This is a genomic window from Acinetobacter sp. LUNF3 (assembly GCF_022699605.1).
GTDB lineage: Bacteria > Pseudomonadota > Gammaproteobacteria > Pseudomonadales > Moraxellaceae > Acinetobacter > Acinetobacter johnsonii.
The window spans coordinates 113,479-132,861 of the sequence record NZ_CP093968.1; the positions used below are offsets into that span (position 1 = coordinate 113,479).

Here is a 19,383-nt window from a genome sequence, read left to right on the forward strand (position 1 = left end):
AAATGTGGCTTTTATAGGTTAAGCTATACCGTATTCATCAAGATTAAAAAATTGGGCTGTGCCAGATGTTAGAACTCCGCCATTTAAAAACCTTAACCGCTTTAAGAGAGCATGGCTCATTGGTGGCTGCTGCGGGAGACCTATGCTTAACGCCTTCAGCTTTATCACACCAGTTGCGTGAATTAGACCAATGGTTTGGGGTAGAGGTGGTGAACCGTCGTAGCCGTCCCGTTAGCTTTTCTAATGTTGGCCAGCGTTTGTTAAAACTGGCCGATGAAGTATTGCCGCAGGTACAAATTGCGCAAAGCGACATCACCCGTATTGTGCATGGTCAAACTGGACGCATTACTTTTTCCTCAGAGTGTCATAGCTGTTTCGATTGGTTAATGCCGTTGTTAAATCAATATCGCCAACAGTATCCCGATGTTGATCTGGACTTCGCTTCAGGTTTTGAGGCCAATCCGCATGAGTTATTGCAGACAGGTGAATTTGATTTATTGATTACGGCCGACCCGATTGCGTTAAAAGGGGTGGAGTATTTCCCGATTTTTGAGTATGAATCGCGTTTGGTTCTATCCAATACCCACCCTTTGGTTCGTGCCAAAGACATTACCGTGCAAGAACTTGCAGAAGAAACCTTGGTGACCTATCCAGTGGATAAGCACCGTTTAGACATTATGTCGCGTCTGTTTATTCCAGCCAATATTCTGCCGAAGCAGATCCGTACCACAGATTTAACCCAAATGTTGATTCAACTGGTGGCAAGTGGGCGTGGTATTGGGGCATTACCCGATTGGGTGGTGAACGAATATGAACAAAAGGGTTGGGTGACTTCGCGTCGTTTGGACTGCGTAGCGCCTGAAGGTTTGCGTCGTACTCTTTATGCAGGCTATCGTACTGAGGAAAAAGAGAAGGATTATTTCGAAGGCTTTTTAAAACAACTGGATAAATTTGCCAAGAAAAGAACGCAATATTATATCTAGTTGCTCTTGTTTTAAGGAGGAGGATCAGTGTTGCTGCATCCTCCTTTTTTGAACCCGTCAGCGCTTGTTATTTTTTGTGAAAAATGTGGCTCAGTGCTATAATTGCGCGCCTGATAATTTATCAACTTTTAAACACTGATCATGATGATGCAACTCCACGTATCCCGCTTGAATATGAGCTTGGTTGATCAAGAATTATCAGCTATAGAGCACATTCCTGCGATGCAACGCCGACGCTTATCGCGTCTTGCAAAGCTGGCTTTGAATAGCGCAATGCAGACTTTAGCCACCCGCAAGGTCGATTATATTGTTTGGGTGTCGCAATATGGCGATGAAGCAAAAACACTGAATATTTTAGAAGATGTGTTACGCGAGCAAACCCCTTCACCGACTCAATTTTCAACCTCGGTACATAATGCAATTTCGGGCTTATATTCTATTTTATGTCAGGATGCGACACCTGCGACCAGTTTGGCGGGTTCGTGGAATGATGGGCTGATTGAAGCCTATGCGTGGCTAAAAACAAGGCCAGAAGCTCGTCAGGTTTTGCTGGTGTATTATGATGAAGCCTTGCCTGAAATGTATATCGAGCATCAGCCATTTTCTGCTTTTGCGATGGCAGCGATGATTTCATTAGCGCCTGCAAATTTGATGTTGACGCCAAAGCATACGGATGCAACGCCAGCGTATCAGCAGGCTTTAGCATTTAATACGTTTTGGAATAATCCTGAGCAAACTGAATCTGAAGCGTGGACGAAATGCTGAACTTAAACCGAATCAAGCAAAAAGCCAACTATGTCTGGCGCGTTGGAGCGACAGGATTTAGCTTTGCGAGCTTTGGCTTAGGCGGTGTGGCGATTGGTAGTTTGATTGCACCTCTGGTCAAGCTCAGTTCAGCAGACCTTGAGCTTCGCAAGCAACGTACTCAAAAGGTGATTAAGCACAGTTTTAAAGGTTTCACCGAAATGATGGTGAAACTGGGCATTATGACCTATACGGTTGAAGGTTTAGACAAACTACAGCACAGTCGGCAGGAGTTGGTGATTGCCAATCATCCGACACTGATTGACGTAGTGGTTTTAATTGGTTTAATGGAACAAGCAAACTGCGTGGTCAAGCAGGCACTGTGGTCGAATCCATTTACCAAAGGCCCTGTGCAAAGTGCGGGTTATATTTTAAATGCAGGTTCTGAACAGTTTATTCAGGACTGTGTACACAAATTACAGCAGGATCATGCAGCGTCCTTGTTGATCTTTCCTGAAGGGACGCGAACAGCAAAAGGTGAGCAACTGAATGACTTTCAGCGTGGTGCGGCCAATATTGCCCTGCGTGCAGGTGTGCCGATTCGCCCCGTGCTGATTAGCTGCACGCCATCGACCCTGACTAAAAATGAAAAGTGGTATCACATTCCAGAACAGCCTTTTCATATCCATGTGAAAGTGTTGGATGCGATCCGAGTGGAAGACGTATTGGATGATGTAACGGTCAATCCCAAAAATGTGCGTCAGTTAAATCAACAATTACAATGGTTTTTTAACCAAGAGTTATCCGTAAATGAGCAATCTTGCTGATGAATTAAAGCAAATGATTATTGATGTCCTCGCCCTTGAAGACATCCGTATTGAAGACATTGATACAGACGCGCCTTTGTTTGGCGATGGTCTGGGTTTGGACTCGATTGATGCCCTTGAATTAGGCTTAGCATTGAAAAAACGTTATGGCATTCATTTGAATGCAGAGTCTGCAGAAACCAAAGAACATTTTAAATCAATTCAAAGCTTAGTGGCTTTGGTTGAAGCACAGAAAACAGCATAAGAGGTTGCTATGCTTGCACAAGAAACCGTGTTAGAAAAATTACGTGAATGGATGGAAGAGCTGTTTGAAATTGCGCCTGAAGATGTGCAATTAGAGTCAAACCTAGCTTCAGACCTTGATGTTGACAGTATTGATGCCATTGATTTGGTGGTAAAAATTAAAGAGTTGACAGGCAAACAAGTCAACCCTGAAGACTTTAAAAATGTGCGCACCGTAGAAGATGTGGTGGTCGTCATTCAGAATATGTCAGTTGCATGAACAACATCTTAAAAGGGGTAGCAGGGATCGGATTGATCCTCTATCCTTTTTTTGTGGCTTATGCATTGGCGCATGGCCAGTATGTCTGGGTCAGTGCTGTTCTCATTGCACTGGGTCTTCTACGTCTATTGAGTAAGGGTAATGCTTTACTGTGGCCATTGACGGGTTTTGCTATTTTATGTGGCGGGCTGAGTTTGATTTTAAAAGATCATGCGTGGCTTAAACTCTATCCTGTCTTTATGAGCCTCGGGGCATTGTTTATTTTTGCCAGCACCTTGATTCGACCGCCTTCGATGATTGAACGTTTTGCACGTTTGGCAGAGCCTAATTTGCCCGAAGAAGGGGTAGAATGGACCCGTCAAGTCACCAAAGTTTGGTGTGGGTTTTTCTGCATCAATGCGGTCATTGCCCTGATCACCGTTTTTTTCGCACCAATGAAGATTTGGGTGCTGTATAACGGTTTGATCTCTTATGTCTTGATGGGTGGGTTGTTGCTGGGTGAATTTATCTTGCGCAAACGTCAGCAGCGACTGCATCAAGTTCAGAAATAACAGCATCTCCGTCAGGTTAACTTAAAACAGTGGTCTCGAACTATAGCGATTAGAAATACGGTTTTAAAAACAAATTATATGTCTTGTCATTTTCAACACCATCTCCATTCATCGCGTCCCTTGTGTATTCAGGCGGACTCAAGTTTCGTTTCCTTTCACACTTTTTGGTTGGATGTGGCTGAACAGGCTGCGCAAATTCAGCCGTTGGAACAGCCTGTATGGGCGCTTTGGCAAGAAGACAGTTATGAGTTTTTAGTATTGTTGTTTGCGGCCTTGCAAGCAGGTAAGCAAGTGCTGTTGCCGCCGCATCGGGTCAGCGACTTAGAAAAAGAATTGGCTGAACAGCAGATTTATTTTTTAAAACGTTTGCCGTCGTCAACAGTAACGCCAAACTTCGAGCTTCAATTTGATGCAGTCTTTCTCAATCAGGCACAGCTGTATTTTTATACTTCGGGTTCAACTGGGCAGCCGAAAAAGATTCCGCGCACCTTACAGCAGTTGTTCAATGAAGTCTACGGTTTAGAAGCCAGTTTTGATTTGCCTGAGCAGGCCGTTGCGATTGCTACGGTGAGCCATCAGCATATTTATGGTTTATTGTTTAAGTTGTTGTGGCCCTTAGCCAGTGGGCGCAGTTTCTACCAAAAACAACTGGCTTTCCCTGAAGATGTGGTTGATCTTCAAAAGAAAATTGCCCATCTGCAACTGCCCAATTATGTGATTTCTAGTCCTGCATTGCTGAAGCGCTGGACCACAGATGTGGTGTTAAATGACTGCCATCGGGTCTATTCCTCTGGCGGAAAGTTGGATGCCGGCGTGCGTCCCTTGCTGAACCGCCCGATTACCGAAGTGTTTGGCAGTTCTGAAACAGGCGGGATCGCCCACCGTCAGGCGGATGATGCGCTATGGACACCCTTTGCCAATGTCGAAATTAACTGTGCCGATCAGCAAGAGTTAGCCGTCAAAACCAACCATGCCTTTAGCGCGGATTGGATTTTGACCGGAGATAAAGTGCAGGTCGTAGATGCAGACAATCCCAAAAGTTCGTTTCAGTTGTTGGGGCGTTTGGACCGCATTGTCAAACTCGAAGAAAAGCGGTTAAGTCTCGATGCGATTGAAGCAAAAATCGCTGAGTTAGCTGAAATACAGCAGTGCCATGTTCTAATTCATGAAAAAGAACATCGTCAGATTTTGGCGGTGGTAGCGGTGCTGACGGATCAAGCCCGAAACTTGCTCAGCGAAAAGGGCAAAGCTGCCTTTACCGCACAACTGAAAAAACAATTGCAACAGAAGCTGGAAAGTATCGCGATTCCGCGGCAGTGGCGGTTTTTAACGCAAATGCCACAAAATGCACAATCGAAGTTGAATCAACAGTATTTAAAATTACTCTTTCAACCGATGACCTTGCCTGTGGTATTGACGCAGCAATCTCAGGATACGCAGATCAGTTATGCTTTGGAATTTATTCCTGAGCTGGAGTGCTTTAAAGGACATTTCCCGAACTTTCCGATTTATCCAGGCGTAGGGCAAATAGGATTTATTCAGCATTTTGCCAAACAAAACTGGGCGGATTTACTGTGGTGCAATGGTTTTGAGCAGTTAAAATTTCAAGGACTGATCCAGCCTTATCAAACGGTGGAACTGGTGCTTAACCGTAAAGCGCATAAGGTCAGTTTTGAGCTGAAAAATCATGACAAAATATTGGCATCAGGACGTTTGCTGCTTGCTGTCCCTTCAGACGCTTAAGCCGAGAGAGAAAAATGAAACACTGCTTTGTGATTCCTGTGTATAACCATCCGCATTATTTGGCTGCGTTATTGTCACATTTAAGCGCTTTCGAGTTACCGATTATTATGGTGAATGATGGCAGTGATACTGATTGTACCGCACTGTTACATCAGCTCGCGTATGACCATCCATTAGTCGATTTGGTTGAACATACACACAATCAGGGGAAGGGGCAGGCAGTGACCACTGGGCTAAAGCATGCTTATCAATGCGGTTATAGCCATGCCTTGCAATTAGATGCCGATGGACAACATGACTGGCAGGATGTGCAACGCTTTTTAGACACCTCTATCCAACATCCTGAAGCCATGATTATTGGTCAGCCGATTTTTGATGCGACTGTTCCAAAAAAACGTCTCTATGGCCGTTATGCAACGCACATTTGGGTGTGGATTAACAGTCTGTCTTTTGAGATTAAAGACAGCATGTGTGGCTTTCGTGTCTATCCTCTAGCGCAGACAGTGAACATTCTAAACACTGCCAAGTTTCAACCGCGGATGGGTTTTGACTCGGAAATTTTAGTGCGTTTGAAATGGGACAATGTTCCGTTTATCAATCTGCCTACGCATGTGATTTACCCTGAAGATGGTATTTCACACTTTGATGTTTGGCGGGACAATTTGGGCATGGCGCGTGCGCATAGTCGTTTGTTGGGGGGCATGCTGCTGCGGTTCCCCAAACTGATTTATCAGAAAGTGAAAGGCTAATGCGGTCAGAGAAGCATATGCAGAAATGGAGCGCCGTGAAAGAGCGGGGCGGGATGTTACCACTGATGCTGATGCTCGGTTTCTACCGCTTGGGTGGGCGTTGGTTATGCAGAGTTATATTGTACTTTATAATTTTATGGTACTGGCTTTTTTCCAATACCGCGCGTCAGGCTTCGCTGTTGTACTTAAAAAAACTGCATCATTTTGCAGGTGCGCAGTCGCCGTTTCAGGCTGAGCCGCAGCTGTGGTACAGCTATACGCATTTGATGCATTTTGGCGAATGTATTTTAGATAAAATTGAGGGATGGCTTGGGCATATTCCTGAGCAGAACGTAAAGCTGCATGGTCATGCACACTTTCGTTCGCACTATCAAAAAGGTGCGGTGATTGTGGTGTCGCACTTTGGCAATATTGAATTGCTTCGTGCCATCAAATCAGAGCATCCACAAAAAATTAATGTACTGGTCTATCAAAAACATGCGACTAAGTTCAATGAATTTTTAAAAAAATTGAATGAACAGGCAGATGTTAATTTAATTTCGGTAGATGAGTTGGGGATTGAAACAGCACTGATTTTACAGGATAAGTTGGATCAAGGTGAATGGGTGATTGTAGCGGCAGACCGCGTACCCGTGCAGTCGGATCGGGTACAATCAGTTGCTTTTTTAGGCGAGCAAGCGCTGTGGCCCCAAGGTGCGTGGATTTTGGCCAGTTTGCTGAAAGCTCCTGTGCTGGCGGTGTTTTGCTATCGAGTCGATACACATTTTGAAGTGCATATTCACCCCGTGGCGGAGCAGTTAAATTGGCCACGGAAAGAGCGTTTACAGGCCATGCAACAAACCACACGACAGTACGTTGAACTGTTGGAACAGCATTGCATACGTGCGCCTTATCAATGGTTTAATTTTTATAATTTTTGGAATAAAGGATAAGTCTTGTGTTAATTGTTGGGGAAACTCCGCTCAGTATTGAAGATGTTGTGGCTGTAGCGCGTAAAGAAAAACAGGTGGCATTGCCTACCTCTGCTGAATGGACAGCATTAATTCAACGCGGCGCAGATTTCCTTGATCAGCTGTTGCAAGACGAAGGCGTCATTTATGGCGTGACCACGGGCTATGGAGACTCGTGCTTAGTCGAAATTCCAGCCCATCAAGTGCATGAGCTACCATTACATTTGTCGCGTTTTCATGGCTGCGGTATGGGACAAAACTTAGACTTAATTACCGCACGTGCTGTCGTGGTGGTGCGTTTATGTTCTTTGGCGCGTGGTTATTCGGGTGTTTCACATGCCTTGTTACAGCGTTTGGTCTGGATGCTGAATGAAGATGTAATTCCTGTGATTCCCTCAGAAGGTTCGGTGGGCGCCAGTGGTGACTTGACACCTTTGTCTTATATCGCTGGGGCTTTGGTCGGTGAGCGTGATGTGTACTATCAAGGCCAGATTGTACCGATTACACAAGTGTATGCTGAAAAAGGTGTGCAGCCGTTGGTGATGCGTCCTAAAGAAGGTTTGGCCCTGATGAATGGTACAGCGGTTATGACCGCGATTGCCTGCCTGAATTATAAAAAAGCCGAACAGATTTCTTTTGCCAGTACTTTGATTACCGCACTGAATGTATTGGCTTTAGAAGGGAATCCAAGCCATTTTGATGAAGTGCTGTTTGCGCAAAAACCACATCTGGGACAGCAACATATTGCAGCCCAATTACGTGACTGGTTAAACAGTGAAGTACAAACTGAACACCAAAGTTCACGCCTGCAAGACCGTTATTCATTGCGCTGTGCACCGCATGTGATTGGGGTATTTGAGGACTCTAAACTGTGGCTGCGTCAGTTTATTGAAAATGAGCTAAATTCAAGCAATGACAACCCATTGATTGACCCTGTGAACCTGCGGGTACTGCATGGTGGACATTTTTATGGCGGACATATTGCCCAAGCCATGGACAGCCTGAAAATTATGATCGCGAATATTGCTGACTTGATGGATCGTCAGTTGGCACAGTTGGTGGACTATAAAATGAACAATGGTTTACCACGCAATTTAACGGGTTCTAGTCCTGAGCGCTTGCCCTTGAATCATGGCTTTAAAGCGGTGCAAATCGGGGTTTCGGCATGGACGGCAGAAGCCTTAAAACAGACGCTCGCTGCGTCGATTTTCTCACGTTCAACCGAATGTCATAATCAAGACAAAGTCAGCATGGGCACCATTGCTGCGCGTGATGCCAGTCGTGTCATTACTCTGACCGAACAAGTGATTGCGGCACTGAGCTGTGCAGCAGTTCAGGCGGTTAAACTCAAAGGTGTAGATACAGAACTCAGCCCTGTTTTAACAGCATTTCAACACTGGGTGCTTCAGAGCTTCACCTATGTAGAGGAAGATCGTCCTTTGCAACAAGAGCTTCAAGCATTGGTTAATCGCTTTGAGCAGTTAGAACTGTTAGACAGCATTGCTGTTCAATATTCATAGGAAATGAGCATGCATGCTGATGTAATCATTGAAGTGCCCTTTCATGATGTCGACACCATGAATGTGGTGTGGCACGGGCATTATTTAAAATATTTTGAAATTGCGCGCTGCAAACTGCTGGATCAATTTCACTATAACTATAACCAAATGCGCGACTCGGGTTATGCATGGCCGGTGATTGAAAGTCATGTCCGCTATGTACAAGGCATTGAGTTTGAGCAAAAAATTCGCGTGCGCGCCATTTTAAAAGAATGGGAAAATCGCTTAAAAATTGAATATCTGATTTTCGATGCGGTTTCGGGCAGAAAGCTGACCAAGGGCTATACCTCGCAAGTGGCGGTACACATTGAAAAACGTGAAATGTGCTTCCAGTCGCCACAGGAGTTGTTGGACTGTTTAAAGGCATGGCCTGAGTTTAAGGCGGAGTAATGCAAGCATGATTCGATACAAATTTTCTAAGCCGATTGTCGTTGCGTGTGCAGCCATTGTGATGACTTTGCTTGCTCCAGCAGTGAATGCACAAAATACTGAATTGAAGCAGGTGTTTTCCCAGCTCGGTGCAACGCCTGTGGTGCGTGCCCAATTTGAGCAGCAGAAAAAACTGACAGCTTTGAATAAAACCTATGTGTCCAAAGGCACGGTGCTGTTCAGCAAAAACCAAGGTGTGCTGTGGCAAATTCAAAGTCCAGTTAAAGCCGATTTGGTGGTGACACCGCGTAAGTTGGTACAAAAGACGCAGCGAACGTCCAGTCAAATCGAAGTCGATAAGACCCCCTATGGCTCTGTAGCGACGATGTTTTTACAGTTAATGTCGGGCAACGAAGCGGCACTCGCTAAAAACTTTAATGTGGTGTCTGCCAATTACAGTCCGACGCAGTGGAATGTCAGCTTAACGCCTAAAAGCAGTCTATTTAAAAAGCTTTTTGTTCAAGTCGATGCGCAAGGTCAGCGTTATGTGGACCGTATCACGATTTTGGAACAAGCCAATAACCGCACCATCATTCGTTTTAGCCAGCAAACGGCTCAACCTCAAACTTTAACGGCTGCGGAAAATGCACTTTTCCAATTGGCAAAATAAATTTAGCGCCCTTTGGCTGTTAGTGCTGTGTGTCATTGCTTTGGCACTGGGCGTGGCTTGGCTGAATAAAGGTATTAAGATTGAGACCAATATTTTTGCTTTGCTGCCTGAGGCACATCAGGATGTTCATCTGGAACAAGCACAGCAATATGTGAGTCAGCAGTTAAATGACAAAGTTTTTGTGGTATTGGATGCCAAAACGGATCAGCAACTCGAACAGGCAACGCAAGCACTCAAAACCCAGGCCGACCAAAGTCAGCTGTTTTTACCTGTTCGGCCGCAGTTTGATCCTGATCAATTTGCCCAAGCGCTGTATCAACACAAAGCAGGGCTATTATCTAAGACCGATCAGCAGATGGTGCAGGAGCAGGATGATGCCGCACTGACAGAGCAAAGCTTATTACAACTGATGAGTCCCGGCATGCCGATCACGGCTGAAATGCTCAAGCAAGATCCCTTGCTGCTGTTCCCGCGTTATGCAGTGGGTTTAAGCACTTTACAAAGCAATGCCAATATCAATTTAGAGCAGGGCTTTGCTACGATTCGTGATGAGCAAGGTATCTCGCGCCTGATGGTGCTTCAGCTTAATAACAGCCCTTATAATATTGCCTACCAAGAGCAGACCGCTGCGTTTATCCAAAATATCAATCAGCAACTCAACCAGTTGCAGGTCAAGCCGCATTGGACAGGTACGCTGTTGTTTGCACAGTTCGGAACCAACTCTGCCAAAGAGGAAATTTCCACCATTGGCGTGGGTTCGACCATCGGGATTTTGCTTTTGGTCTGGTTTGGCTTCCGTTCAATACGACCGATGTTGACGGAAATGGTTGCAGTCGGCACAGGCAGCTTAGTGGCCTTTGCTGTGACCTATTGGGTTTTCGGCGAAATTCACCTGATGACACTGGTTTTTGGTGCCAGTTTGATTGGGGTCTGTGTCGATTTTTCATTTTACTTCATGGCCATGCAGTCTCAGCACCGACAGATCGATGGATTTACTGTTTTAAAACCATTATTGCCGAGTTTATTTGTGGGGCTAATGACCACGCTGTTGGCCTATGTGGTGCTGAGTTTTACCCCATTTCCGGGCTTTAAACAGATTGCAGTCTTTTCTATGGTTGGACTGAGTGCCGCATGGGTGACCAGTATTTTACTGCTGCCACGTTTGCCTGCGTTGAATGCGGAACCTGCGATACGTGCACTGGGCTTTATTGGCAAAGCACGTAGTTATGTGCAGAGCCACAACACGCTACGTTATGGCATGATTACACTGATTCTACTGGTGACGGGTAGTAGTCTCGTCCTTCTGAAAAGCAATGATGACATCCGCAATTTGCAAAGTATGGATGCCACCTTAAAGCAGGAAGATCAATATATTCGTTCGCGTTTTATGCAACAGCAAAGCAGCGAATATTTTGTGGTACAGGGCAGAACCCCAGCAGAGTTAGAACAGCATGAACAGCAACTGTTGGCAGAGCTTACGCCCTTGCAGCAGGCTGGCAAGTTGGATACTGTGCAGGCTTTAGGGCAGTGGATTCCCTCGCTTGAGCAGCAAAAACACAATATTGCGATGTTACAGGCGATTCCTCAGCCCGCTTTAGTCGAATATGCGCAAGCGTTACAGCTCAATACAGCCGATGTTTTAAACTGGCAAGCACGATTAAAAGACCAACCATTGCTGACCGAAGCAGTCTTTAAAGATCATCCTCTACATTTTCTGCAGATGAGCCCGACACAACGTTTGGTGATGCTGCAAAATGTGCATGATGTACACGCTGTGCAACAGCTTGAGAATGCTGATGTACAGCTGTTACGTCCCGTTCATCAACTGTCTGAATTGTTTAAACAGCACCGTGAGCAGGCACAGTGGCTATTACTCAGCGCTTTGGTGATTTTAGCTATTGGCTTAGGGGCACTTTATGGCAAAAAATCAATTCTGCCTTTGGTGTTGCCTGTCAGTATGGCTCTAATGACCACGTTTGCGATTCAAACCTGGCTCGGTGTCGAGATTAATTTATTCAGCATTATGGGCACCTTCCTGATTATTGGGATTGGGGTGGATTATGCGATTTTCTACCGCCACGGACATGATCACCCGCAGGTGGTGGGTATGGCTTTGTTCCTGTGCATGATGTCGACGTTTTTTAGTTTTGGTTTGCTGTCTTTTAGTCATACTTATGCCATTCACAGTTTTGGCTTAACAGTGTTGCTGGGCGTTATTTTTTCATTTATTTATGCCACACTTTTTACATCCTCCGATGCAAAACATGTGGTGGTTCAACAATATCAGCCAAAGAGCTGAGACAAAGGGTACAGTGCAATGAGCACCATGCAACAGACAGATGTTTTAATTATTGGGGCGGGGCCATCAGGTAGCTCGGCCGCAGCTTTGCTGCGCCAAAAAGGCCATCAAGTCACGGTGATTGAAAAGCAGTTTTTTCCGCGTTTTTCCATCGGTGAGTCTTTATTGCCGCAGTGTATGGTGTTTTTAGAAGAAGCGGGTTTATTGGAAACGGTGCGTGCGCATGCTGATGCATCTGCCTTTCAGTTTAAAAATGGCGCAGCTTTTTTAAGAGGCACACAGCGCAGTTTTTATGACTTTACCCAAAAGTTTAGTGAAGGCCCAGGCACCACGTGGCAGGTACGACGTGCCAACTTTGACCAGCTTTTGGCACAGCAAGCTGAAAAAATGGGCGCAGATATCCGTTTTGGTCATGAAGTCTTGGCGGTCGATGTCGCATCCACACAGCCGATTTTGACGGTGAAAGATGCGCAAGGCAACAACTACCAAATTCAAGGCAAATTCCTCTTAGATGCCAGTGGTTTTGGTCGAATTTTGCCAAAGTTTCTCGACTTAGAAAGCCCGTCGGACTTTCCAGTGCGCCGTGCAGTCTTTACCCATATTGAAGATGGGTTGTTGGATGATCCTGAGTTTGACCGTGAGAAAATCTTAATTACCGTACATGAAAAAGACCATCGTGCGTGGTATTGGTTGATTCCCTTTGCTGATGGACGCTCTTCATTTGGTATCGTGGCGGAGCAAGATTTCTTTGAAAAATACGGTTATGACGGCAGTGCGGATTATGACTTAGAAGCTTTGCAGAAACGTATTTTGGCGGATGATGCCAGCTTGTCGTATGTGTTACGTCATGCCAAACATGATACTCCTGTACGTACTTTGGTGGGCTACTCTGCCGATGTGAAACACTTGGCATCTGAAAACTATGCACTACTGGGCAATGCGGGTGAGTTCCTCGATCCTGTCTTTTCTTCAGGGGTCACCATTGCCTTAAAATCTTCCAGTCTAGCAGTGCCATTGGTCGAGCAAGTGTTGCAAGGTCAGACGGTAGACTGGATGGAGCAATATGAAAAGCCGCTACGTAAAGGCATTCAAGTGTTCCGTGCCTATGTCGAATCATGGTATTCAGGTGAGTTTCAGGATGTGGTATTTTCGACTCAGCAGGATGAAAAAATTCGCCGTATGATTGCATCTTTACTGGCAGGTTATGCATGGGATACGAGCAACCCGATTCATCGTAATGCCAAGCAACGTTTGAGCACTTTGGCCGAATATTGCCGAGAAGAACAACCTAAAAAAGAGTCGCTGACCGATGAAACTTAAGCTGCGTTTAAAGACCGCCAGTTGGGTTTTAGCCAGTGCTCTGCTTTGTAGTGCCTGCCAAAGTTGGATCCCCAAGGCGCAGGGACTCGCGACTCCGCAGTGGGCTGCGCAAAATTATCAACGTCAAGACCAAATCGAAGTACAGTGGAAAACCCAGAGTTTCAGCTTTTTACTGTACCAACAGCAGAGGGGACAGTCGCTTGACATGTTGGCACTGAGCCTCACCGGACAGCAGTTGTTTAAGCTGAGTTTTGATGGTCAAAAGGTTAAAGTCGAACAGCGTATTGAGTCCATGAAGTTGTTACCATTTGATTATGTGGTGCGCGATATTTTGTATGCGACCTATCCAAATTTTGCTAGGTTACATGCTGCTCAAAATGCGGTCGTACAGAAAGACGATACCATTTATATGCAGCAGCAACCCGTGTTGAAAATTCAGCAAAATGAGGGGGCAATTGAGCTAGATAATCTGCAAGTGCCTTATCAGATGGTGATCAGCGCGGTGAGCAATACGTTGGAAGATGATCAAGGTGACCATCATGACTAAAAATCTACAGCATGTTTCAGCCGTGGGTATTCAGTTCAGTGCTGCGCTGTCGGCTTTGGGACACAATGCCGCTGAGCTTCAACATGCCTTAACAAGCACTGAAAATACCTTATCGCAACGAGAGGATCTGATCGCGGGGCGTACAGTATGGGTAGGTGCATCTGATCAAGCCTTGATTCAAGCAGTCCCTGAAAACTTGAGCGGTGCAGACTCACGAAATCTACGTTTTGCCCTGACGGCTTTGGCACACATTGAAACTGAAATTCATGCTTATACTGCACAGTTTCCTAAACAGCGTCTTGCTGTGATTATTGGTACTTCAACCTCAGGCATCGCGGATACTGAACCTACTTTAAAAGTGCAGTTTCAACAGCCAGCACCGCAGTCTGTACAGCACCAAAAACAAGAAATGGGCAGTTTAGCGAAAGCCTTACAACAGTATTTGGGCTGGGAAGGGCCTGCCTATACCATTTCTACCGCTTGCTCCTCGGCAGCTAAAGCGCTGGCGGCGGGGCAACGTCTGCTGAATGCCGATTTGGCTGATGCAGTCTTAGTGGGTGGAGTCGACACCCTATGCAAGCTGACCTTAAATGGTTTTGATAGTTTAGAAAGCTTATCGAACGGAATTTGTCAGCCCTGTGGTGCCAAGCGTGATGGCATTAATATTGGTGAAGCTGCAGGACTGTTTTTACTCTCCAAAGCGCCTGCAGCTGTGATGCTACTGTCGAGTGGCGAGTCAATGGATGCATGGCATATTTCAGCACCGCATCCAGAAGGACGGGGGGCTGCGGAGGCGATGCAAAAAGCATTAGACGCTGCACAGCTTCAAGCAAGCGATATTGATTATTTAAATTTGCATGGCACTTCCACACCGCAAAATGATGCGATGGAAATTAGGGCGGTACAGACCGTTTTCTCAGATGCGGCTGTGGCCTTGAGCAGCACCAAACATAAAACGGGACATTGTCTAGGGGCAGCGGGTGCAATTGAAGCCTTTATTTGCCAGCAGGTTTTATTGAATCAATCTTGGTTGCCGCTGCATCATGCAGATGAATTGGATGATGCTTTGGCTGGGCAAAATTATGTGCTTACACCGCATTTGAATACACCGATTCGCTATGCGATGAGTAATTCTTTTGCTTTTGGCGGCAGCAATATTAGTTTAATTTTCGGGACGGCTTTGCCATGATGGATGCAGTACAGTTTATTCCGCATGAAAAACCTATGGTTTTCGTGAGTCATCTGATTGAAGCCAATGATACGTTTGCGATTGCAGAACTTCACATCACACCTGATTTGATGTTTTGTGAGCCAGAAGGCTTGCCGACATGGAGTAGTATTGAGCTGATGGCGCAGACCATTAGTGTTTATGCCGGTTATAAAGGGCAAACCAAGAGTTTGCCACCGAAAATTGGCTTTTTATTGGGAACGCGTAAAATGCAGTTGCCTTGCGCCTATTTTAGTTTGGGCACAACCGTGCAGATTCGGGTCGAACAAAGTTATCTGCACGAAGGTTTGGGGCAGTTTAATTGTGAAATTGAATATCAAGAACATCGGTTCAGCGCCATGTTGAGCGTATTTGAGCCTGAAAATATGAATGAAATCATTGGAAAATTAGTGTGAGCAGAAGAATTTTAGTTACGGGTTCGAGTCGTGGAATAGGTAAAGCGATTGCTTTGGAGTTGGCAAAGGCAGGCTTTGATGTCACGGTACATGCCCGTTCAAGACAGTCTGAGGCTGAAGCAGTAGCGAAGGAGATTCAAGCGCTTGGGCAGGCGAGCCATGTATTGATGTTCGATGTGAATGAGCGTGAAAAGATTGCCGCCATTTTAGAGCAAGATATGGCACAGCATGGCGCTTTTTATGGTGCGGTGTTGAATGCAGGGCTGACCCGTGATGGTGCTTTCCCCGCACTGACTGATGAAGATTGGGATGAAGTGGTTTCAACCTCTCTGAACGGTTTTTATAATGTGCTGAAACCCTTGATGATGCCGATGATCCGCTTAAAAAAGGGCGGACGTATTGTGACCTTGTCTTCAGTGTCAGGAATCATGGGGAATCGTGGTCAGGTGAACTATAGTGCTGCCAAAGCAGGCTTAATTGGTGCGACCAAAGCATTGGCACTGGAGTTGGCCAAACGCAAAATTACGGTGAACTGTGTGGCTCCGGGTTTGATTGAAACTGAAATGGTCAGCGAAGAAGTTAAAGAACATGCTTTGAAAATGATCCCAATGCAGCGCATGGGACAGGTAGAAGAAGTCGCAAAAGCCGTGAAGTTTTTATGTAGTGATGATGCCAGTTATATCACCCGCCAAGTGATTTCAGTCAATGGAGGCTTGATCTAATGAAACGTGTTGTTGTGACAGGCATGTCTGGGATTACCTCTTTGGGTGAAACTGCAGAACAAATTTTTGAGCAATTCGCACAAGGTAAAAGCGGCATTCGCTATATGCCGGACTGGGAAATTTATTCTGATTTACGCAGTAAATTGGCGGGCCCTGTGGAATCCTTTACTGTACCGAAGCATTTTAACCGTAAGGTGACCCGTGGCATGGGCCGCGTTGCTTTAATGTCTGCCGTATGTGCTGAAAAAGCATTGGAAGATGCAGGTTTACTGCATGCGGATATCTTAAAAAGTGGCGATGCAGGCGTGGCTTTTGGTTCCTCTGCGGGCAGTGTGGATGCGGTGCGTGAGTTTGGTGCCATGTTGATTGAGCACAATATGAGTCAACTCAATGCCACGACCTACATTCGTATGATGTCGCATACCAGTGCGGTCAATATGACGGTGTATTTCGGTCTAAAAGGTTTAACGCTGCCGACCTCAAGTGCCTGTACTTCAGGTTCCATGGCCATTGGTCAGGCTTATGAAGCGATCAAATATGGCAAGCAAACTGTGATGATTGCAGGTGGGGCAGAAGAACTCAGTGCCGCGGGTTCAGCCGTGTTCGATGTGTTGTTAGCGACCAGTGTGCAAAATGATCGACCTGAGACAACGCCACGCCCGTTTGATGCAAAGCGTGATGGTTTAGTGGTGGGTGAAGGGGCAGGCTGTTTAATTTTAGAAGAATATGAACATGCGCAAGCGCGTGGTGCCACCATTTATGCCGAGATTGTCGGTTATGGCAGCAATACTGATGGTCAGCATGTGACTCGACCTGATTCCGAAATGATGGGACGTTGTATGCAGTTGGCATTGAAAGATGCACAGCTTACTGCCGCGGATATTGATTATGTTAATGCGCATGGTACTTCGACCGATCAGGGGGATATTGCTGAATCACAAGCGACTGCACGTATCTTGGGTAAAAAACCGATCAGCTCATTAAAAAGTTATTTTGGGCATACGCTGGGGGCGTGCGGCGCCATTGAGGCATGGCTGAGTATTGAAATGATGCGACGTAATCAGTTGGTACCTACGCTGAATTTAGATCAGATTGACAGCGCTTGTGGTGATCTGGATTATATTGTTTCAGACATGCGTTCAGCAGAAACGCAAATGATGATGAGCAACAATTTTGCTTTTGGGGGGATTAATACCTCCCTGATTTTTAAACGTGTCTAATAAAATAAGGGTAGAACTATGTTATTCAAAAAAATCTGTGCAGTCGCTGTGTTGTCTTTAGGTGCGATTGCATCGGCTCAAGCGGCTGACAAAATGTATGATTTTAAATTTCAAGAAGCTGTAAACCGTGCTGTTGCAGATGGAGCACTGGATGGTTCAGTGAAGTTTTATTTGGCGGGCACTAAGTCGGGTGGCAAGGTGATTGAAAAGGGTTTGGTGACCAATAAAAAGACCAATGGTTTTGCCAAATCTGCGGAAAGTTCATGTGACCATGTACTTCGTTCAGCACTGATTCAATTTCAAAATACAGCTAAAGCCAATGGCGCAAATGCTGTGACCAATCTAGTGAGTTTCTATAAGTCGAACGAAACACGTAGTACGACGACTTACCAATGCGCCAAAGGTACCGCTATGGCGGGTGTGGCACTGAAAGGGGATTTGGTGAAGTTTTAATGTGTTTGAATGCGTGAGATGAGTTCCCAAATAAGAACAATCTAATTCCAAGTTCGTTGCACAGCAATAGTATTAGGATGGATGCTTACAACGAGGGATGCTCTATTTTTAGACACCCCTTGTTGGTTTGATGTCTCCATTTGGTATTTTTGATTGTCGGAGTTAGTATTGGTAATTTGAGTAATATTCAGAAATGTATAAAAAAGCCCCCATCTTTCGATGAGGGCTTTTTTGAATTTGGAGCGGGAAACGAGACTCGAACTCGCGACCCCAACCTTGGCAAGGTTGTGCTCTACCAACTGAGCTATTCCCGCGTATTGAGCAGTTTTTGCTAAAACTTACACTGAAAAAAATTTGGAGCGGGAAACGAGACTCGAACTCGCGACCCCAACCTTGGCAAGGTTGTGCTCTACCAACTGAGCTATTCCCGCGTATTGAGCAGTTTTTGCTAAAACTTACACTGAAAAAAATTTGGAGCGGGAAACGAGACTCGAACTCGCGACCCCAACCTTGGCAAGGTTGTGCTCTACCAACTGAGCTATTCCCGCATAGCGCTGTATGATACAGCAAGCAAGTTCAGGGTCAATAGCTTTATGAAAAAGCTGAGTTTAATTGCATAAAATAAAGCCAGTTTTAGACGATGCCTTGAGATTTTTTTAACTTTTACTCGCGAAAAGTTGTACCTCATGCTGTCTGAAAGGGTTTTACCCATTCAACATCCTGAAGGAACAGGTATACTCTGAACGAATCATCATTTTTTGGAGACAGGTATGAGCTTGGAGCAGCAACTGATTGAACGCTTACAACAGCTTTCCCCATCGCATTTAGAAGTCGTGAATGAATCTTCTGGTCATGGCGGCTATTTCCCGGGTAAAGAATCACATTTTAAAGTGATCGTGGTGAGTGATATTTTTGCGGGATTACGTTTAGTTCAGCGTCATCAAAAAATTTATGCAGTAGCAGGAGACTTACTCAGTCCTGGTAAAATTCATGCTTTAGCTATACATGCCTTGTTACCCGCAGAATGGCAAGGACAAGACACTTCTAGTCCAAATTGCGCACATGCCCCGAAAAGCTAAGCAGAGATTCAGTCATGGAAACGCAATTATTGATTAAGATCGTGCATATGAGTGCGGTCAGCTTGGCATGTGTCGTGATTTTGGCGCGTGCCATGACGCTATTTAAAGGCATCCAAGGCAATCAGCCCAATCCAGCGGGTCGAACGGCTTTTGTTGCTCTTCAGCACTTAAGTATGCTGGTGATTGTACTGACCGGGATTGCCCTTTTAGTGATGAAAAACTTTGATGTGCAAACATGGTTTTATGCCAAAGTGGTTTTATTTTTAGTGATGTTGTCCTCTTTATCGAAAGCGTATAAAAAAGAAGACAGCATTTTACTTGCACAGCGCCGAGCGGGTTTATTCTTGGCCGTGGTTGCGATGATATCCATTTTAGGTTTAGTCATGATTAAACCAAACTTTGGCTAATTGTTAGACATAATCATCGGCACAGCGATTGTTCTGCGCTACACTGCTATCTATAGCGGAAAAATA

22 protein-coding genes and 3 tRNA genes are annotated in these 19,383 nt (G+C 45.4%); 22 read left to right on the forward strand and 3 right to left on the reverse strand.

Annotated elements, in window-relative coordinates; genetic code table 11:
- The first annotated feature begins 65 nt into the window (after positions 1 to 65).
- From MN200_RS00525 to MN200_RS00620, 20 genes are all read left to right on the forward strand, one after another.
- Positions 66 to 983, forward strand: coding sequence for a LysR family transcriptional regulator (locus MN200_RS00525; protein WP_004684302.1), 918 nt, complete (start codon positions 66 to 68; stop codon positions 981 to 983).
- Positions 984 to 1,127: 144 nt separating this feature from the next.
- The gene (locus MN200_RS00530) at positions 1,128 to 1,748 is read left to right on the forward strand and encodes a beta-ketoacyl synthase chain length factor (protein ID WP_058868696.1); all 621 of its coding nucleotides are present in this window, start codon (positions 1,128 to 1,130) and stop codon (positions 1,746 to 1,748) included.
- Positions 1,742 to 2,554: a lysophospholipid acyltransferase family protein gene (locus MN200_RS00535; protein ID WP_058868644.1), complete on the forward strand. Its 813-nt coding sequence runs from the start codon at positions 1,742 to 1,744 to the stop codon at positions 2,552 to 2,554. The genes MN200_RS00530 and MN200_RS00535 overlap by 7 nt, the downstream gene beginning before the upstream one ends.
- The gene (locus MN200_RS00540) at positions 2,538 to 2,798 is read left to right on the forward strand and encodes a phosphopantetheine-binding protein (RefSeq protein WP_005012584.1); all 261 of its coding nucleotides are present in this window, start codon (positions 2,538 to 2,540) and stop codon (positions 2,796 to 2,798) included. Before MN200_RS00535 ends, MN200_RS00540 begins: the two co-directional genes overlap by 17 nt.
- 9 nt (positions 2,799 to 2,807) lie before the next feature.
- On the forward strand, positions 2,808 to 3,056 hold the full coding sequence (locus MN200_RS00545) for an acyl carrier protein (RefSeq protein ID WP_058868645.1): 249 nt from the start codon (positions 2,808 to 2,810) through the stop codon (positions 3,054 to 3,056).
- Positions 3,053 to 3,607, forward strand: coding sequence for a septation protein IspZ (locus MN200_RS00550; protein WP_058868646.1), 555 nt, complete (start codon positions 3,053 to 3,055; stop codon positions 3,605 to 3,607). The genes MN200_RS00545 and MN200_RS00550 overlap by 4 nt, the downstream gene beginning before the upstream one ends.
- Positions 3,608 to 3,685: 78 nt before the next feature.
- The gene (locus MN200_RS00555) at positions 3,686 to 5,350 is read left to right on the forward strand and encodes an AMP-binding protein (RefSeq protein ID WP_242759916.1); all 1,665 of its coding nucleotides are present in this window, start codon (positions 3,686 to 3,688) and stop codon (positions 5,348 to 5,350) included.
- A 14-nt stretch (positions 5,351 to 5,364) separates the two neighbouring features.
- A complete protein-coding gene (locus MN200_RS00560) occupies positions 5,365 to 6,099 on the forward strand; it encodes a glycosyltransferase family 2 protein (RefSeq protein WP_058868648.1) in 735 nt (244 codons plus the stop codon).
- Between the two features lie 17 nt (positions 6,100 to 6,116).
- The gene (locus MN200_RS00565) at positions 6,117 to 7,031 is read left to right on the forward strand and encodes an acyltransferase (RefSeq protein WP_058868649.1); all 915 of its coding nucleotides are present in this window, start codon (positions 6,117 to 6,119) and stop codon (positions 7,029 to 7,031) included.
- Between the two features lie 5 nt (positions 7,032 to 7,036).
- Positions 7,037 to 8,569, forward strand: coding sequence for an aromatic amino acid ammonia-lyase (locus MN200_RS00570; protein ID WP_058868650.1), 1,533 nt, complete (start codon positions 7,037 to 7,039; stop codon positions 8,567 to 8,569).
- Positions 8,570 to 8,578: 9 nt separating this feature from the next.
- Positions 8,579 to 8,998, forward strand: a complete 420-nt coding sequence (locus tag MN200_RS00575) for a thioesterase family protein (RefSeq protein WP_058868651.1) — start codon at positions 8,579 to 8,581, stop codon at positions 8,996 to 8,998.
- Between the two features lie 7 nt (positions 8,999 to 9,005).
- On the forward strand, positions 9,006 to 9,647 hold the full coding sequence (locus MN200_RS00580) for an outer membrane lipoprotein carrier protein LolA (RefSeq protein WP_058868652.1): 642 nt from the start codon (positions 9,006 to 9,008) through the stop codon (positions 9,645 to 9,647).
- Positions 9,622 to 11,946 (forward strand): hypothetical protein, encoded by a 2,325-nt coding sequence (locus MN200_RS00585; RefSeq protein WP_058868653.1) that lies wholly within the window; start codon positions 9,622 to 9,624, stop codon positions 11,944 to 11,946. Before MN200_RS00580 ends, MN200_RS00585 begins: the two co-directional genes overlap by 26 nt.
- Positions 11,947 to 11,964: 18 nt before the next feature.
- The gene (locus tag MN200_RS00590; protein ID WP_058868654.1) at positions 11,965 to 13,266 is read left to right on the forward strand and encodes an NAD(P)/FAD-dependent oxidoreductase; all 1,302 of its coding nucleotides are present in this window, start codon (positions 11,965 to 11,967) and stop codon (positions 13,264 to 13,266) included.
- Positions 13,256 to 13,813 carry a DUF3261 domain-containing protein gene (locus MN200_RS00595; RefSeq protein WP_058868655.1) on the forward strand — a complete coding sequence of 186 codons (558 nt, stop codon included), beginning with the start codon at positions 13,256 to 13,258 and terminating at the stop codon, positions 13,811 to 13,813. Before MN200_RS00590 ends, MN200_RS00595 begins: the two co-directional genes overlap by 11 nt.
- Positions 13,806 to 15,002 (forward strand): beta-ketoacyl-[acyl-carrier-protein] synthase family protein, encoded by a 1,197-nt coding sequence (locus tag MN200_RS00600; protein ID WP_058868656.1) that lies wholly within the window; start codon positions 13,806 to 13,808, stop codon positions 15,000 to 15,002. Before MN200_RS00595 ends, MN200_RS00600 begins: the two co-directional genes overlap by 8 nt.
- Positions 14,999 to 15,436 carry a hypothetical protein gene (locus tag MN200_RS00605; protein WP_058868657.1) on the forward strand — a complete coding sequence of 146 codons (438 nt, stop codon included), beginning with the start codon at positions 14,999 to 15,001 and terminating at the stop codon, positions 15,434 to 15,436. The genes MN200_RS00600 and MN200_RS00605 overlap by 4 nt, the downstream gene beginning before the upstream one ends.
- On the forward strand, positions 15,433 to 16,158 hold the full coding sequence (locus tag MN200_RS00610; protein WP_058868658.1) for a 3-ketoacyl-ACP reductase FabG2: 726 nt from the start codon (positions 15,433 to 15,435) through the stop codon (positions 16,156 to 16,158). Before MN200_RS00605 ends, MN200_RS00610 begins: the two co-directional genes overlap by 4 nt.
- Positions 16,158 to 17,378 carry a beta-ketoacyl-ACP synthase gene (locus tag MN200_RS00615; protein ID WP_058868659.1) on the forward strand — a complete coding sequence of 407 codons (1,221 nt, stop codon included), beginning with the start codon at positions 16,158 to 16,160 and terminating at the stop codon, positions 17,376 to 17,378. The genes MN200_RS00610 and MN200_RS00615 overlap by 1 nt, the downstream gene beginning before the upstream one ends.
- Before the next feature lie 18 nt (positions 17,379 to 17,396).
- Positions 17,397 to 17,831 carry a hypothetical protein gene (locus MN200_RS00620; protein ID WP_058868660.1) on the forward strand — a complete coding sequence of 145 codons (435 nt, stop codon included), beginning with the start codon at positions 17,397 to 17,399 and terminating at the stop codon, positions 17,829 to 17,831.
- Positions 17,832 to 18,069: 238 nt separating this feature from the next.
- On the opposite strand, the gene MN200_RS00625 is transcribed toward MN200_RS00620, so the two are convergent.
- From MN200_RS00625 to MN200_RS00635, 3 genes are all read right to left on the reverse strand, one after another.
- Positions 18,070 to 18,145, reverse strand: a tRNA-Gly gene (locus MN200_RS00625).
- Positions 18,146 to 18,186: 41 nt separating this feature from the next.
- Positions 18,187 to 18,262 (reverse strand) — tRNA-Gly (locus tag MN200_RS00630).
- 41 nt (positions 18,263 to 18,303) lie between these two features.
- Positions 18,304 to 18,379, reverse strand: a tRNA-Gly gene (locus MN200_RS00635).
- Between the two features lie 222 nt (positions 18,380 to 18,601).
- Here MN200_RS00635 and MN200_RS00640 point away from each other — a divergent pair.
- Both MN200_RS00640 and MN200_RS00645 read left to right on the forward strand, forming a co-directional pair.
- Positions 18,602 to 18,910, forward strand: coding sequence for a BolA family protein (locus MN200_RS00640; RefSeq protein ID WP_058868661.1), 309 nt, complete (start codon positions 18,602 to 18,604; stop codon positions 18,908 to 18,910).
- A 14-nt stretch (positions 18,911 to 18,924) separates the two neighbouring features.
- Positions 18,925 to 19,317: a SirB2 family protein gene (locus MN200_RS00645; RefSeq protein ID WP_058868662.1), complete on the forward strand. Its 393-nt coding sequence runs from the start codon at positions 18,925 to 18,927 to the stop codon at positions 19,315 to 19,317.
- The last annotated feature ends 66 nt before the right edge of the window (positions 19,318 to 19,383 follow it).

Bases quoted from the DNA above. Each gene is read 5' to 3' on its own strand.
- MN200_RS00590 (WP_058868654.1), top strand. From the start codon at position 11,965: ATGAGCACCATGCAACAGACAGATGTTTTAATTATTGGGGCGGGGCCA.
- MN200_RS00620 (WP_058868660.1), top strand. From the start codon at position 17,397: ATGTTATTCAAAAAAATCTGTGCAGTCGCTGTGTTGTCTTTAGGTGCG.
- MN200_RS00525 (WP_004684302.1), top strand. From the start codon at position 66: ATGTTAGAACTCCGCCATTTAAAAACCTTAACCGCTTTAAGAGAGCAT.
- MN200_RS00585 (WP_058868653.1), top strand. From the start codon at position 9,622: ATGCACTTTTCCAATTGGCAAAATAAATTTAGCGCCCTTTGGCTGTTA.
- MN200_RS00540 (WP_005012584.1), top strand. From the start codon at position 2,538: ATGAGCAATCTTGCTGATGAATTAAAGCAAATGATTATTGATGTCCTC.
- MN200_RS00545 (WP_058868645.1), top strand. From the start codon at position 2,808: ATGCTTGCACAAGAAACCGTGTTAGAAAAATTACGTGAATGGATGGAA.
- MN200_RS00645 (WP_058868662.1), top strand. From the start codon at position 18,925: ATGGAAACGCAATTATTGATTAAGATCGTGCATATGAGTGCGGTCAGC.
- MN200_RS00615 (WP_058868659.1), top strand. From the start codon at position 16,158: ATGAAACGTGTTGTTGTGACAGGCATGTCTGGGATTACCTCTTTGGGT.
- MN200_RS00600 (WP_058868656.1), top strand. From the start codon at position 13,806: ATGACTAAAAATCTACAGCATGTTTCAGCCGTGGGTATTCAGTTCAGT.
- MN200_RS00560 (WP_058868648.1), top strand. From the start codon at position 5,365: ATGAAACACTGCTTTGTGATTCCTGTGTATAACCATCCGCATTATTTG.
- MN200_RS00565 (WP_058868649.1), top strand. From the start codon at position 6,117: ATGCAGAAATGGAGCGCCGTGAAAGAGCGGGGCGGGATGTTACCACTG.
- MN200_RS00575 (WP_058868651.1), top strand. From the start codon at position 8,579: ATGCATGCTGATGTAATCATTGAAGTGCCCTTTCATGATGTCGACACC.
- MN200_RS00550 (WP_058868646.1), top strand. From the start codon at position 3,053: ATGAACAACATCTTAAAAGGGGTAGCAGGGATCGGATTGATCCTCTAT.
- MN200_RS00595 (WP_058868655.1), top strand. From the start codon at position 13,256: ATGAAACTTAAGCTGCGTTTAAAGACCGCCAGTTGGGTTTTAGCCAGT.
- MN200_RS00640 (WP_058868661.1), top strand. From the start codon at position 18,602: ATGAGCTTGGAGCAGCAACTGATTGAACGCTTACAACAGCTTTCCCCA.
- MN200_RS00530 (WP_058868696.1), top strand. From the start codon at position 1,128: ATGATGCAACTCCACGTATCCCGCTTGAATATGAGCTTGGTTGATCAA.
- MN200_RS00555 (WP_242759916.1), top strand. From the start codon at position 3,686: ATGTCTTGTCATTTTCAACACCATCTCCATTCATCGCGTCCCTTGTGT.
- MN200_RS00535 (WP_058868644.1), top strand. From the start codon at position 1,742: ATGCTGAACTTAAACCGAATCAAGCAAAAAGCCAACTATGTCTGGCGC.
- MN200_RS00605 (WP_058868657.1), top strand. From the start codon at position 14,999: ATGATGGATGCAGTACAGTTTATTCCGCATGAAAAACCTATGGTTTTC.
- MN200_RS00580 (WP_058868652.1), top strand. From the start codon at position 9,006: ATGATTCGATACAAATTTTCTAAGCCGATTGTCGTTGCGTGTGCAGCC.